The organism is Apilactobacillus sp. EABW-1NA, from assembly GCF_030398685.1.
GTDB classification, from domain to species: Bacteria; Bacillota; Bacilli; order Lactobacillales; family Lactobacillaceae; genus Apilactobacillus; species Apilactobacillus waqarii.
In genome coordinates, this window is the sequence record NZ_JAPDKO010000002.1 from 84,056 (window position 1) to 98,318 (window position 14,263).

Below are 14,263 nucleotides of genomic sequence, written 5' to 3' on the forward strand. Positions count from 1 at the left end.
CCTATCCATCATAAAATAACAATATATTTTATGATAATAATAATAAATTTCTATTGGAGTTATATTACTTAATATTCGCCACTACTTCGGGATGTAACACAGCCATGCTGGTTGGTGTACCTTCAGCATCGACATCCATAACAGCAGAACCGTTTGATTGACGATCATTTACTGGATGGTCACCTGGCATAATATCATGGACACGGCGTCTATTAGTAAATACTCTAATTGGGTTAAAGCTGTCAGTGGCCTTTTCTAGTTTTACAAAGTCAACCAATTCATGTGGGTTCTTCTTCAATGATTTTAGAACTTGAACCCCTCTTCTTGCACGACTAGCAAGAGGTACTTCATCTACCTTCATGTTCTTGTAGAATCCGCGTTGGGTAATCATCCCTACCTTATCGTCTTGTTCTACCAGTTGCACATCAACAACTTGTTCTTCATCCCTAATGTCCATTGAACGAACACCAGTAGATCTTGCACCAGAATATGATACTTCATCTAATTCAAAACAAGTAGCTAGTCCAACGTTAGATGCAATAAAGACATTTGGATTAGCATTTGCATCTGTTAGGTAATCAACATTAACTACATTTGCACTATCATCTTTTAGTTTTTCAAATACAGCTGGTCTTGAACGGTAATTTCTACCGGGAGTTAACTTATCAAACTCAGTTTGTTTGATGTATCCGTCACTAGTAGAAATTACAAACTTACCAGTTTCTTTCAATGTCTTAAATGACATGACTTTCATGATTTCTTCGTCATCGGCTAGACCGATAGTTTGAGAAATATGTTCACCGGTTTCTTTCCAACGAGCATCTGTAATTTCATGAACTGGACGATAGATTAGATTTCCTTTATTAGTAAACATGAATAAGTGTTGTAATGTAGTCATTTGTTCTAAGAAGATTGGATAATCATCTTCCTTTAGACCATTTTCTTCAACTTCTGAAGCTTTATATGAACGAACACTACTACGTTTTAGGTATCCATCATGACTTACTAGCACAACAACATCTTCTTCTGGCACTGTGATGGTCTTACTAATCTTAAGTTCTTCAACTTCTGCTTCAATCTTAGTAAGACGATCGTTACCATAAGCCTTCTTAATGTCTTTGAACTCTTTGGTTAGTACCTTATTTAGTTCGTTCTTATCATTTAGGATGGTGTTGTATTCTAGAATATCTGCACTTAACTTATCTTTTTCGGCTTGTAGTTCAACTACATCGGTATTAGTTAAACGGTATAGTTGTAACTTAACAATTGCATCCGCTTGTTTTTCTGAAAAGTCGAATTCAGAGATTAAGTTATTACATGCATCTTTTCTGTTATCACTTGCACGAATGGTCTTAATAACTTGGTCTAAAATTGATAAGGCCTTAATTAAACCATCTACGATGTGTTGTCTGGCCATCGCTTTGTTTAAGTCGTACTTAGTACGTTTAGCAACAATCAAGCGTTGGTAATCTAGGTATGATTCTAGGATTTCCTTTAATGATAGACGTTCTGGTCTCATCTTATTAATTGCAACGACGTTAAAGTGATAGTTGATTTGTAAATCAGTGTTCTTAAATAGGTAGTTAAGAATACCAGTGGCATCAACATCACGTTTTAATTCAATGGCAATTGATAGACCGTTTCTATCACTTTCATCCCTAACTTCAGCAATTCCGTCAATCTTCTTGTTAATTCTGATTTCATCGATTTGCTTAACTAGTTGTAGCTTATTAACTTCATATGGTAATTCACTGACACGAATAAGAGTCTTGTTACCACGTAGTTCTTCAACATCTGTCTTAGAACGGATGATAATCTTACCGCGACCAGTTTCATAAGCCTTCTTAATACCGTCTAGACCTTGTACGATTCCACCAGTTGGAAAGTCAGGTCCCTTAATGAATTGCATTAAGTCATCCAAAGTAGTGTCTGAATGCTTTTGTAGGTAAATCAAAGCATCCAATACTTCAGATAGGTTGTGAGGAGGAATTTCGGTTGCATAACCTGATGAAATCCCGGTTGCACCATTAACTAATAGATTAGGGAAACGAGATGGTAATACTGTTGGTTCATTTTCGGTGTCATCAAAGTTAGGCACCCAATCAACAGTATCCTTATCAATATCTCTTAGCATTTCAGAAGCAATCTTACTTAGACGTGCTTCTGTATAACGCATAGCCGCAGCTGGATCTCCATCCATTGAACCATTGTTACCGTGCATTTCGATTAATGGTTCTCTGATTTTCCATTCTTGACTCATACGTACTAATGCTTCATAGATTGAACTATCACCATGAGGATGGAAGTTACCCATAACATTACCAACGGACTTAGCTGACTTTCTAAATCCCTTGTCATAAGTATTTCCGTCCTTATTCATGGCATATAGAATACGACGTTGAACCGGTTTTAATCCGTCACGAACGTCTGGTAACGCTCTTTCTTGAATGATTGACTTAGAGTATCTACTAAATCTTTCACTCATGATTTGTTCAAGCGTTAGTTTTTCAATAACTGAATGATTAACCACTATAGTTCCTCCTATCTACTCGTTTTCTGTTTCTTTGGTGGTATCTAAGATACTGCCATCTTCTTCAAGCGTGAACTTAACGTTTTCTTCAATCCATTCACGTCTTGGTTCAACCTTGTCACCCATTAATGTAGTAACACGTTTTTCGGCTAATGCAGCATCGTCGATTTGAACTTGAATTAATGTTCTGTTTTCAGGATCCATAGTAGTTTCCCATAATTGATCAGCATTCATTTCACCTAGACCCTTAAATCTTTGAAGAGCTGGGTGTTGCCCGAATTCCTTTAACTTTTCGGTTAATTCGTCATTGGTCCATGCGTAATCAACATGATTCTTCTTACCGGCCTTTTGTTGAATCTTGTATAGAGGTGGTAGTGCAATGTAGACACGACCTTGTTCAACCATTGGGCGCATGTATTTGTAGAAGAATGTTAATAGTAGAATTTGAATATGAGCACCATCATCATCGGCATCGGTCATGATAATAACCTTATCGTAGTTAGCATCAGAAATGTTGAATTCAGGACCTACTCCTGCGCCAATGGTGTAAATCATGGTACTAATTTCTTCATTTTTAAGAATATCGTCTAGCTTTGCTCTTTCGGTATTTAAAACCTTACCTCTAAGTGGCAAGATAGCTTGATGTTTTCTGTCACGGCCTTGCTTAGCAGAACCTCCGGCAGAGTCCCCTTCGACTAGGAACAATTCATTCTTAGAAACATCCTTAGATTGAGCTGGTGTTAGCTTACCTGATAGTAAACGTTCCTTCTTATGTTTCTTCTTACCATTTCTACTTTCATCTCTGGCCTTACGTGCAGCTTCTCTGGCCTTACGGGCACGAAGGGACTTATGAACCAATTCATGGGCGAATTCACCGTTTTCCATTAGGTAGTAACCTAATTGTTCAGAAACGATGTTATCAACGATAGAACGCACTTCTGGGCTTCCTAGCTTTTCCTTGGTTTGTCCTTCGAATTGAAGCATTTCTTCGGGCACCTTAATAGAGATGATTGCTGATAGTCCTTCACGAACATCGCTACCATCTAAGTTCTTTTCTTTATCTTTAAGTAACTTCACTCTTCTAGCAAAATCATTGAATGATTTAGTCCAAGCACTTCTAAATCCTGATTCATGCGTACCACCATCTTTGGTACGCACATTATTAACGAATGATAATGTGTTTTCTGTATAACCATCGTTGTATTGTGCGGCAACTTCTACTTCAACACCATCTTTTGATCCGTCAAAATACATAATGTTACCTAATGTGTGTTTGTCTTCATTTAAGTATTGAACGAATTCCTTGATTCCATCTTTAAAGTAGAATTCATCGCTTCGTTCTTGACCTTCACGTTCGTCAGTTAAAGTAATTTTAATTCCGTTTAACAAGAAGGCAGATTCTCTTAAACGTTGTTTTAGTATTTCATAGTTATAAATTGTGGTAGTAAAGATTGCTGAATCTGGTTTAAATGTTACAGTTGTTCCACTATGTTCACTTGTCTTACCAATTTTTTTCAAAGTTCCAATTGGTTGACCACCATTTTCAAAATCTTCTTCATATTTGTAGCCATCTCTTACGATTGTCACGCTTAAGTGAGTTGAAAGTGCATTAACAACACTTGATCCAACACCGTGTAGTCCCCCTGAAGTCTTGTATCCACCATTTTCGGTGAACTTACCACCGGCATGTAGCACGGTTAAGATAACTTCGGGAGTTGGCTTACCTGATGAATGCATTCCCACTGGCATCCCACGTCCGTGGTCCACCACAGTTATACTATTATCGTTATGGATAGTAACGTCAATTTCGTCACCGTATCCTGCTAATGCTTCATCGACTGCATTATCTACAATTTCGTATACCAAATGATGAAGACCCTTGCTATCAGTTGAACCGATATACATACCAGGGCGCTTTCTAACTGCCTCCAGACCCTTTAGGACCTGGATGGAGTCATCATTATAATTTTCTGACTTCTTAGCCATCGTAACGCACTCCCTTTCATACAATATAATATATTACATTATTTAAAACGCTTTTAAAAGGGAATATTAAACGTCCTATACAGAGAAGATGTTGTCATAATGCTTAAAAATGGTAAAATTAATAGATAGTTAATTTTTGGGAGGAACCATTTTTGAAAATCACAATTTTATTAATTGTCGCCTACTTGTTAGGGGCAATTCCTAATGGAATCTGGATTGGCAAAGTCTTTTTCAATAAAGATATTACCAAGTTAGGTTCTGGAAATATGGGAACCACCAATACATTTAGAGAACTTGGTAAGACTGCCGGTGCTGTTGTTATGGTTTTAGATATTCTAAAGGGTACAATTGCAACATTGCTACCAACATTCTTCCATATCTCTAACGTATCACCAATCGTATTTGGTTTATTCGCTGTATTGGGACATACATTATCAATCTTTGCTAATTTTAAGGGTGGTAAAGCCGTTGCTACTAGTGCCGGAATGTTACTAGCAATTCATCCAATCCTATTCTTGTGTGCTTTTATATTCGAAATTTCATTTACTTACCTAACTAGTATGGTTAGTGTAGCAAGTATGATTTCATTTCCATTAATCACAATCTTAATTTTATTGGATCATGATTACGTACTTGGCGTTATTGGTATTATTCTAACAATCTTTATTTTCATTAAGCACAGAAGTAACATTCAACGTATTAAAGAAGGTAACGAAAACTTAGTTCCATTTGGTTTGGTATACAAACATCAAAAAAATAAATAAACACAAAAAAGCACTGCTTAATTGCAGTGCTTTTTTATTTCGCTTATTGCTTAGTATTCATATCTAGTTGTTTCAAATGTTCAATCTTATCCTTTGAAAGGATTGGGAATGAAATTGTAAAGATTGATCCATATCCCGATGAACTTTCAACATTGATTTTACCGTTATAGGCCTCTACCAAACGTTTGGCGATTGATAATCCTAAGCCATTACCACCTTGGTTACGACTTCTAGCCTTATCAACACGGTAAAATCTGTTAAAGATTTTATCGATGCTTTCTTGGCTTAATCCTTCACCAAAATCTTGAACCGCAATATCGACATAACGATATTTACGAGAAAGTGAAATATGAATTTCCTTTCTTTTTTTAGAATACTTAACAGCATTATCTAACAAGATAATCAAGATTTGTTCCAAGTGATTACGGTAAATTTGAATGATTGTTTCTTCCCCAATATCATCATCTAAGATGAACTTGTAATCAGGATGAATCATTTGGAAATCATTATATTGTTGATGAACAACATCTTGAACATCCGTGGTCTTGTTTCCATAGTTGATTTCAACTTGTTCAGCACGAGAAAGATCTAGCATTTCTTGAACTAAACTCTTCATACGATTAATTTCGTAGATTGAAGATTTAATTGACTCATCTAGGACTTCAGGATCATCCTTTCCCCAACGAGAAAGCATGTCTAAGTGTCCCTGAATTACAGCGACCGGAGTTCTTAATTCATGGGAAACATCTTCAACGAATTGTTGTTGTTGATCAATGTATCTTTGCATTGTATCAATCATATCATTGAACAAGTCCCCTAAGTCAGTTAACTCATCGTTTTGAGTCAACTTAGGCACACGACTGTCCGTTTCAGGAGATTCCTTAACACTGTGAATGGTGTTAGAGATAATCTTGATTGGACGAAGCATGTATGATGATAGAAAGTACGACAATGCAGCAGAGAAGAAGATACCAATAATTAAAATTACAAATAAAATTCCGGCTAATTTGTTAATGTACAAATTGTAGTCAGACATTGAATCAACTACTCTTAGATAACCAATTAATTCATGTGTCTTCGCAGAATAGATTGGTGAATCTAAAACTAAGATTGTCTTACCTGAGTTCTTGGTAATAACCGTTTTACGGCTATCTACCGGTTTGAAATTGTAAATCTTTTTTGGCGACTTCTTCGATGAGAAGATTTGGTCTGAATTCTTATTGTATACACTAACCACGATATCCTTACTAAATAAGTTAGTATAAATAGAATCAGAATAAACGTCTGTAGACATTCCATTATTAGGGTTGCCGTCCCTAAAACCACTATTTGGATTTAAAGCAGAGCTAACTGTTTTTTCATCCAATGATCGATTAATTGTTCTTAATCGATTTGATATCGTTACATCCGATTCAATAGTACGTGAGTTCTCCTGGTGTAATAAGACATCAGAAAAACGGTTGTAAATCAAAAAAGAAAAAATTGATAGAATTACAAAAATTATAATTGCTGATCCAATTGACCATTTCCATTTAAGAGAAAACCATCTTCGATTGCTGCTTACTGTCTTTGAAACTTTATCATCATGGTTGGAAATCATGATCTCATCACGTAACCGGTTCCTCTAACAGTTTGGATGTAGCTCTTTTGATCAGGTCTATCAATTTTGTTTCTTAGGTAACGGATGTAAACATCAACAACGTTTGTTTCAGCACTTGAGTCGTATCCCCAAACCTTAGTTAAAAGAACGTCTCTGGCTAATACAACATTTACGTTTTCCATTAAAGTAAGTAGTAGTTCGTATTCACGCTTAGTTAAGTCGATAATATCGTCTCCACGTTTTACAATTCTACTTTCCTTTTCGACAGTAATGTCCTTAAAGTAAACAACCTTTTGGTCTTCAGCGTTTTCGTCACCTTCGATATCAATACGACGAAGTAATGCTCTAACACGAGCTAATAATTCTTCGATAGCAAATGGCTTAACGATGTAGTCATCTGCACCATGATCGAATCCTGAAACTCTATCAATAACAGAATCTCTAGCTGTCATCATAATGATTGGAGTTGTCTTCTTTTCACGAAGTCTTCTTGCAACTTCCATACCATTAAGCTTTGGTAACATAAGATCTAAAAGAATAACATCATAGTCATTGTTAAGTGCTTCTTCTAGTCCTTCGCGACCGTCTAAGGCTACTTGAGTTTCGTAACCTTCATGCTTCAACTCTAACTCTACAAATCTAGCTAAGCTTTTTTCATCTTCAATTATCAAAATACGGCTCATTAAATTACACCTCTCCATTTATTTTAGAAAATCTTAACTTACTTTGTACATTTTATCACGTTTTTTCTCATAATAGAAGAGCTTAATCCGAATATTATTATTAAAATCTTAAATATTTTCACCAATTTACTATTTTAAATTAGAAAACGAACCATTCTCTCGATTTAAGTTTAATATAAATGGTTAAATAAATAAAATAATTATACTTACATAAAAAAAAGCTACCAGGACCCATGGTGTTCTGGTAGCTTTTTATTTAATTAGTTGTTTTCATTAACAACTTGTTTTCCATCATAGTATCCACAACTAGGACATACCATGTGAGGTTTACGTAATTCACCACAGTTTGGGCAAGCACTCAAACCTGGGTTAGCCAACTTAATGTGACCACGACGCATACCCTTCTTAGCTTTTGAAGTTCTTCTTGCTGGTACAGCCAATGCAAAAACCCCCTTTATATTAAAATATCCACTAGTGAAAAATTTTTAAGTCTTGCTTAATTATCACTATCGTCAAAGAAGTTCTTTAACTTAGCAAGACGTGGATCTACTTTTTTATCATTTGCCTCTTGTTCAGCTAAATCGTCTTCAGAAATAACTTCCCAGTCATTTCCTTCTGGCATTTTACCAGTTTCGATTTCCTCAGGAGACAAAATGTGCATTGGAATTTGTAGGATGATGTTATCGGCAACTGATTTATCAAAATCAATTTCGCCTTCGTCATCTACTAGGAAAGCAATTTCACCTTCGTCCTCACGTTCTTTCAAACGTAAGTTTGTTTCAACATAAACTTCATTAATTGAGAAATCCAATGGTAACTCAACCGGAGTTAATGATCTAGATGAAGGAACCACAATCTTACCTGTTACACGAGCGGTCACGATTGCATCACCGTTTTCAGAGAAAACGTTAGCAGCAACGTGAATATCGTCATCAGCAGAAATAACATACTTGCTATATCTACTCATAATATCATCAGATAAGTTCATATCTTCTGATACTGAAAGTGGCTTGTTTTTGTATTCGGATAGTTCCTTTAAGAACCATTTCATGTCTATTCCTCCTAATGCAACAGCGTTAATTATACATATTAAGAAGTTAGTTTGTCAAGGTCATATCCTTGATACCCGACCTAAAAATTAATAAATTAATGGAATTTTTCCAGCATCTTGAGGAATATGATTTATATTTTCATAAATCCTCCCAGATACTACATCAAAATTTAATTCTGATTCAGATAGTTCCTTATTAATCTTAGTAATTACAGGTATTTCTATTTGCCTCTTAATGTCATTCAAATACACTCTACCGTTCTGATTAAATCCTAATACTCTGACATACTCTTGACTCAAATCATCGCTTTTATGCCAATTTAAGAGCGTGTATACGAATAAACGTTGAAGTCGTGCATATGTGTAGCGTTTGGATTTAACCAAGCGTAGAAAATCATCAAACGACTGTGCTTCATAGATATACTTCTTTAGTCTGTATTCTAATCCTTCAGTCATTTGATAGATATGATTTAATTCATCAATACTTGATGTTTCAATCTTATATTTTAATAATGGCCAGAAATCTTCCCAATTAATATGCTTCTTTAAAACTTCTATATCAATGCTATCGGGAAGATATTGAACCAATTTATTACTATTATCTAAGATAGCGGCTCTTATTGAAGAAGCACTCGCAATGGCCCCCTCGTTGTTTAAATCACGATCATGATGGTTAGCACCGTTTCTCTTAATCGGTACTAGCTTCATTTTATGATTATTTTTTTGGTTAGCGATTGCATAGTTTAATGCCAATACATCATTTGGTGCACTGACATCTTCTCCAGTCGCATTAGTTAATGCATCCCTAATTAGCTCAGCATAGCTTTTGGTGTAATCTTGATCTATTTTAGTTTCTTTTAAATCAATATTAGCAAGCTCATTAAAGCTAATATCTGGATGTTCACTACCAAATGATAGCCACTCACACTTAAGACTAGCTAAAATGTTTACCGCGTGCCTAGCAAATATATCAGCAGGCTGCACGGCACATTGCACAGGTAACTCTATTACCATATCGGCACCATTTTCTAATGCCATTTGTGCTCTAGTCCATTTATCTAATATAGCGGGTTGGCCTCTTTGTACCCAATTTCCAGACATGATTACGATGACTGCGTCGGCATTAGTTACTTGTCTTGTCTGCTTAATTTGGTACTTATGCCCATTATGGAACGGGTTATATTCAGCAATTATACCAACAGCTTTCATCGAATCATCCCTTCTTACATACAAAGAACCATCTGGTTGTAGTATCAGTGATTTCGTCTTTACCAAAGTTAGCACTAACCTTGATATCTTTGAATCCCGCATTCTTTAATAAATCAATGTAAATATCAACTTTATAAGTTCTTTCCAAATGAATTTCACTAAATTGATCATATGCATTGATTGACTCATTGTACTTAAAAAATACTAAGTCATGTTCTACTGAGTGATCTTCATCACCTAAGTATGATTGCCACATGAAAGCATTGCTATCATCGTGGTAATTATACATGTATCCCGGATATACGACATCTGTTTGATATGGCGTAATTACATCAAATAAGAATTGTCCATCATCATTTAGATGTTCATGTACTTTTTCAAAAGCAGTTTGTAGTACGTTTTGATCTGGCAAGTAACATAATGAGTCATCAAAACAGGTGATCACATCAAAGTTAGGAATTCCTTCCATCTCAGTCATGTCACCTTGAATTAATGGCATATCTGGTTTGATATCTCTTAGATGCTCTTCTGCTAGTGTAAGCATGTCTTCGGATAAGTCCATACCACAAACATTATATTTTTGAGAGGCAAGCAGCGCTAATAAGCGTCCGGTTCCACAAGCCATATCCATAATTGAATCATTTTTTGATACATTTGTTTTTACAAAAGAAAGCCATTGATCATACATTGTTTCATCAAATAATTCATCATAGAATTTTGCGAATTCTTGATAAATCATTTGACTAGTCCTTAACCCATTCTGAAACATCTACTGAATTAGCATCTGACCATAGTTTTTCTAGGTTGTAGTATTCTCTTTCATCTTCTTGGAATACGTGAACAATAACGTCACCTAAGTCCAATAGAATCCACTTAGCAGTATCTTTACCTTCTACTTCTTTAACACTGATACCAGCTTCTTCAGCTTGGTCAGCAACTTCGTCAGCAATAGACTTAACTTGTCTGTTTGATGCTGCATCCATGATTACAAAGTAGTCAGCCATTAGACTAACTTCGTGGACGTTTAAAGCAACAATGTTGTGAGCTCTCTTGCTGTCCGCTGCTTTAACAATTACTTCTAATTTTTCTTTACTATTCATTTGAAATCTCCTCGTTATTTGATGTTTGATCCATTTACCCACTCGTTATAGGTATCAATGGTCTTTGGATAAACGGGTTTATTTGCACTAATTAAATATTGTAGAGTGTGCTTAGTTTGATATGCCACCCCGTCAGCTAGATTGTTAAAGGTAATTTCACGTGCTTCTTCTACACCTGGGAAGTCGCGTCCCATTTCTATATAGTCAGCCATGTATACAATTTGTTCCAGCTTTGACATGTACTTTGCACCAGTGGTGTGATGTTTAATGGAATTCAAAATGTCGATATCAGTAACGCCTAATTCGTTTTGAACCATTAAGTAACCAACTTCACCATGCCAAATTGCATTTCCGTATTGCAACAACAAATCATCCAATCGGTATTTCTTAATTAGTTGAATGAAATCGTCATCTGGTCTTTGCTTAGCGTAGTCATGGCAAAGTCCAGCAACACTTGCTTTTTCAACATCTACATCATTTTTCTTTGCTAGTTCAATCGCCATTTGTTCAACGCGTAAAACGTGTTCAAATCTGGATTGAGTTAAAGCATTTTTTAGTTTTTCGATTAGTTCTTCTCTAGATAAAGGGATGTACTTATTTGTATATGTTAATTCAACATTATTCATAAAGATGATGCTCCTTTATATATTTTAAAACTGCATCAGGAACCAAGTATCGAATTGATTGATGGTTTGATACAAGTTTTCGAATTAAGGTTGAAGATATATCCAACTTAGCAACATCAACCCAGATAACCGGATAGTTTGTCGACATTGGATAGTTTTCCCTTCTAACACCTACAAAATGAGTTAGTTTGAATAAATCATCAACTCGATACCATTTAGGTAGGTATTCAACCATGTCACCACCAATAATAAAGTAGTATTCATAGTCGGGATGTCTTCTCTTTAATTCTACCATAGTGTTATAGGTATAACTTTTACCACGATTGATGATTTCTAGCATTTCAATATCAAACTTATCATTATCGTTGATTGCTAGATTAACCATGTTAACGCGGTCATCAGCATCAATTGCATCCTTATGATCGACGTGAGGTGGAATAAAATCGGGCATAAAGTATACCTTTTCTAAACCTAATTGACTCCTCACTTGATCTGCAATAAATAGATGACCATTATGAATTGGATTAAAGGTTCCACCAATAATCCCAATTTTTTTGCGCTTGTTTAAAGATTCTAACTTAGGTAAAGTTTGTACCTTTTCACTATGCATTGATAAGAACTCCTCTAAATATTTCTAACTTCTACAGAGTAAATTTGGAATTTTTCCTTACTTGCAGGTAAGAATAGTAGTAATGTCTTTCCGATCGTTTGAACAACATTGATATCACTGTTTGCTTCAATGTATTCTTGAACATCACTTACTTCTAAATCAGAATTTTGTTGGATGTTAACTTTGATTAGTTCACGTCTGTGTAAAGCATCCAATACTTGTTCTAACCAAGTTTCGTTTAAACCATTCTTTCCAACTGAGAATAAAGGTTTCATTCTGTTAGCTTGTGATCTTAAATATCTTTTTTGTTTTCCGCGTAATTTCAATTTGGTACCTCGCTTTTTATATCATTGCTCTTCTAACTAATACATCTACACCCTTAGGCGCCCATCCAGCTACAATTACACCTGCTGGAACGGTAATCCATCCAAGTCCTTCGAATACTAAATCACTCTTTTGATCAGTCTTGAATTCGAAACGAACTAATTCTGGGAAATCATCAATTGATTCGCTACTTGGTGGAGTTAATAATTCACCGAAATGCTTGTCGTAGAAGCTATCAGCATTTGCTAACTTAGTACGGTGAATTAGTAAGTTGTTTTCAACATAAACAGTAAAACCATGTTTCTTGTCCCCTTGAACGTAATCAAAACGGGCAACACCACCGAAGAATAGTGTTTGTTCTGGGTTCAATTGGTAAACCTTTGGCTTAATTGGCTTTTGTGGTTGAACAATCTTTAGGTCTTTACCATTTAGGTAATGTGCCATTTGCTCTTTATGAATGATACCTGGTGTATCTACTAATTCATGACCATCTTCCAAATCGATTGAGATTCTATCTAATGTAGTACCAGGGAATCTTGAAGTAGTGATTAATTCTTTGATTCCAGTGTTTTGTCTAATAATTTGGTTAATTAATGTTGATTTACCAACGTTAGTAACACCTACTACATAAACATCACGATCATTTCTGTACTTGTCGATGTTCTTCAATAAATCATCAACTGATTCATTAGTTTTAGCAGAAACTAGTTCCACATCAATTGGACGAATTCCGGCTTCATTAGCACGTTGTCTAATCCAATCCTTTAGTTTAGAACGTTTTAGTGAGTTTGGTAATAAGTCTGATTTGTTACCAACTAACATGATTGGGTTATCACCTACGAAACGGTGTAATCCAGGAATCAAGCTTCCGTTAAAGTCGAAGACATCAACCAAGTATACGATAAGCGCATTTGCATCTCTAATTTGGTTCAATAGCTTCAAGAAATCATCATCAGTTAAGCTAACTGGTGAAATTTCATTGTAGTGACGTAATCTAAAGCAACGTTGGCAGTAAATTTCACCATTTTCTTTGCCTTTTTCAAGGGCAGAATTAGGAGTGTATCCAAGTTCATCGGGATCTGTGGTTTGAATTAATGCACCACAACCAATACATCTAATTTCTTCGTCTTGTAATTGATTAATTTCTGTCATTTATATCCTCCTGCCAGTCTAAATCATTATATTTGTTTCTTAATTTTTTCCATATTAATTTTTCTAAGAAGCGATTAGGCTTAGTATTCCAAGCATCAGATTCAATTAATGGCTTAACTAACACGCTTCTAACGTTTGCATTGTTGGAAGCCCAAACATCAGTTAATAATTGATCTCCACACATAATTACTTCTTTGTGGTGTAAATGGTAATCTCTCAAAGCCTTATTAATACCTCTAGGTAGTGGCTTTAAGGAGCGTGAAATGAAGTTTAATTTTAAACTTCTTAGCGCTCTTTGAACTCGGCTATGTTTATTATTTGAAATAACAATTAATTCAATATTGTTTTTCTTGAGTTCAGATATCCATTCTCTTAATTGAGGAGTTCCATCAGGATTATTCCAAGGAATCAAGGTGTTATCTAGATCACTAAAAACGGCCTTAATCCCCATGTCTTTTAGTTTTGATGGTGAAATATTATATACGACTGGAATCATCCATGTTGGTTTAAACTTAGAAATCATTTTAATTCTCCTCAATAATATTATGTATTATATGAGCACCAAAAATAGTGGTGCCCATAATAAGAAAAAAACTCCCACCTACTTACCTTAAGTGGTGAAAGTTTT

At 35.3% G+C, this 14,263-nt stretch carries 15 protein-coding genes; 1 reads left to right on the forward strand and 14 read right to left on the reverse strand.

Annotated features, from left to right (window positions below; genetic code table 11):
• Window positions 1-64: 64 nt before the first annotated feature.
• Both parC and parE read right to left on the reverse strand, forming a co-directional pair.
• Window positions 65-2,530: a DNA topoisomerase IV subunit A gene (parC, locus tag OEZ61_RS00845; protein ID WP_290046637.1), complete on the reverse strand. Its 2,466-nt coding sequence runs from the start codon at window positions 2,528-2,530 to the stop codon at window positions 65-67.
• A 15-nt stretch (window positions 2,531-2,545) separates the two neighbouring features.
• Window positions 2,546-4,516 (reverse strand): DNA topoisomerase IV subunit B, encoded by a 1,971-nt coding sequence (gene parE / locus OEZ61_RS00850; protein WP_034531173.1) that lies wholly within the window; start codon window positions 4,514-4,516, stop codon window positions 2,546-2,548.
• A 152-nt stretch (window positions 4,517-4,668) separates the two neighbouring features.
• Between parE and plsY the strand changes: the two genes are divergently transcribed.
• Window positions 4,669-5,280 carry a glycerol-3-phosphate 1-O-acyltransferase PlsY gene (plsY, locus tag OEZ61_RS00855; RefSeq protein WP_290046638.1) on the forward strand — a complete coding sequence of 204 codons (612 nt, stop codon included), beginning with the start codon at window positions 4,669-4,671 and terminating at the stop codon, window positions 5,278-5,280.
• A 43-nt stretch (window positions 5,281-5,323) separates the two neighbouring features.
• Here plsY and OEZ61_RS00860 read toward each other — a convergent pair whose 3' ends face one another.
• The 12 genes from OEZ61_RS00860 to OEZ61_RS00915 all read right to left on the reverse strand — a co-directional run bounded on the left by OEZ61_RS00860 (window position 5,324) and on the right by OEZ61_RS00915 (window position 14,158).
• Window positions 5,324-6,880 (reverse strand): HAMP domain-containing histidine kinase, encoded by a 1,557-nt coding sequence (locus tag OEZ61_RS00860; RefSeq protein WP_052471457.1) that lies wholly within the window; start codon window positions 6,878-6,880, stop codon window positions 5,324-5,326.
• Window positions 6,877-7,563: a response regulator transcription factor gene (locus OEZ61_RS00865; protein ID WP_034531176.1), complete on the reverse strand. Its 687-nt coding sequence runs from the start codon at window positions 7,561-7,563 to the stop codon at window positions 6,877-6,879. Before OEZ61_RS00865 ends, OEZ61_RS00860 begins: the two co-directional genes overlap by 4 nt.
• A gap of 260 nt (window positions 7,564-7,823) precedes the next feature.
• Entirely contained in the window at window positions 7,824-8,003 is a 180-nt protein-coding gene (gene rpmF, locus OEZ61_RS00870) for a 50S ribosomal protein L32 (RefSeq protein WP_034531177.1), read from the reverse strand.
• Window positions 8,004-8,059: 56 nt separating this feature from the next.
• Window positions 8,060-8,614 carry a DUF177 domain-containing protein gene (locus OEZ61_RS00875; RefSeq protein ID WP_198177878.1) on the reverse strand — a complete coding sequence of 185 codons (555 nt, stop codon included), beginning with the start codon at window positions 8,612-8,614 and terminating at the stop codon, window positions 8,060-8,062.
• Window positions 8,615-8,701: 87 nt separating this feature from the next.
• Window positions 8,702-9,823 carry a nucleotidyltransferase gene (locus OEZ61_RS00880; RefSeq protein ID WP_290046643.1) on the reverse strand — a complete coding sequence of 374 codons (1,122 nt, stop codon included), beginning with the start codon at window positions 9,821-9,823 and terminating at the stop codon, window positions 8,702-8,704.
• 4 nt (window positions 9,824-9,827) lie between these two features.
• Window positions 9,828-10,562: a class I SAM-dependent methyltransferase gene (locus OEZ61_RS00885; protein ID WP_057197774.1), complete on the reverse strand. Its 735-nt coding sequence runs from the start codon at window positions 10,560-10,562 to the stop codon at window positions 9,828-9,830.
• Window positions 10,563-10,566: 4 nt separating this feature from the next.
• Window positions 10,567-10,923 (reverse strand): ribosome silencing factor, encoded by a 357-nt coding sequence (rsfS, locus tag OEZ61_RS00890; RefSeq protein ID WP_057197772.1) that lies wholly within the window; start codon window positions 10,921-10,923, stop codon window positions 10,567-10,569.
• Window positions 10,924-10,937: 14 nt separating this feature from the next.
• Entirely contained in the window at window positions 10,938-11,549 is a 612-nt protein-coding gene (gene yqeK / locus OEZ61_RS00895; protein ID WP_057197770.1) for a bis(5'-nucleosyl)-tetraphosphatase (symmetrical) YqeK, read from the reverse strand.
• Window positions 11,542-12,159, reverse strand: a complete 618-nt coding sequence (locus OEZ61_RS00900; RefSeq protein ID WP_290046645.1) for a nicotinate-nucleotide adenylyltransferase — start codon at window positions 12,157-12,159, stop codon at window positions 11,542-11,544. Before OEZ61_RS00900 ends, yqeK begins: the two co-directional genes overlap by 8 nt.
• A 14-nt stretch (window positions 12,160-12,173) precedes the next feature.
• Window positions 12,174-12,485, reverse strand: a complete 312-nt coding sequence (gene yhbY / locus OEZ61_RS00905; RefSeq protein ID WP_034533636.1) for a ribosome assembly RNA-binding protein YhbY — start codon at window positions 12,483-12,485, stop codon at window positions 12,174-12,176.
• 16 nt (window positions 12,486-12,501) lie between these two features.
• A complete protein-coding gene (gene yqeH / locus OEZ61_RS00910) occupies window positions 12,502-13,635 on the reverse strand; it encodes a ribosome biogenesis GTPase YqeH (RefSeq protein WP_250233328.1) in 1,134 nt (377 codons plus the stop codon).
• Window positions 13,622-14,158, reverse strand: a complete 537-nt coding sequence (locus OEZ61_RS00915) for a YqeG family HAD IIIA-type phosphatase (RefSeq protein WP_041152231.1) — start codon at window positions 14,156-14,158, stop codon at window positions 13,622-13,624. Before OEZ61_RS00915 ends, yqeH begins: the two co-directional genes overlap by 14 nt.
• Window positions 14,159-14,263: the final 105 nt, after the last annotated feature.

What these genes read in the sequence shown, in the direction of transcription:
- parE (WP_034531173.1), bottom strand. Translation starts at nt 4,516, where the DNA reads ATGGCTAAGAAGTCAGAAAATTATAATGATGACTCCATCCAGGTCCTA.
- OEZ61_RS00860 (WP_052471457.1), bottom strand. Translation starts at nt 6,880, where the DNA reads ATGATTTCCAACCATGATGATAAAGTTTCAAAGACAGTAAGCAGCAAT.
- OEZ61_RS00865 (WP_034531176.1), bottom strand. Translation starts at nt 7,563, where the DNA reads ATGAGCCGTATTTTGATAATTGAAGATGAAAAAAGCTTAGCTAGATTT.
- OEZ61_RS00875 (WP_198177878.1), bottom strand. Translation starts at nt 8,614, where the DNA reads ATGAAATGGTTCTTAAAGGAACTATCCGAATACAAAAACAAGCCACTT.
- OEZ61_RS00880 (WP_290046643.1), bottom strand. Translation starts at nt 9,823, where the DNA reads ATGAAAGCTGTTGGTATAATTGCTGAATATAACCCGTTCCATAATGGG.
- OEZ61_RS00885 (WP_057197774.1), bottom strand. Translation starts at nt 10,562, where the DNA reads ATGATTTATCAAGAATTCGCAAAATTCTATGATGAATTATTTGATGAA.
- rsfS (WP_057197772.1), bottom strand. Translation starts at nt 10,923, where the DNA reads ATGAATAGTAAAGAAAAATTAGAAGTAATTGTTAAAGCAGCGGACAGC.
- yqeK (WP_057197770.1), bottom strand. Translation starts at nt 11,549, where the DNA reads ATGAATAATGTTGAATTAACATATACAAATAAGTACATCCCTTTATCT.
- OEZ61_RS00900 (WP_290046645.1), bottom strand. Translation starts at nt 12,159, where the DNA reads ATGCATAGTGAAAAGGTACAAACTTTACCTAAGTTAGAATCTTTAAAC.
- yqeH (WP_250233328.1), bottom strand. Translation starts at nt 13,635, where the DNA reads ATGACAGAAATTAATCAATTACAAGACGAAGAAATTAGATGTATTGGT.
- OEZ61_RS00915 (WP_041152231.1), bottom strand. Translation starts at nt 14,158, where the DNA reads ATGATTTCTAAGTTTAAACCAACATGGATGATTCCAGTCGTATATAAT.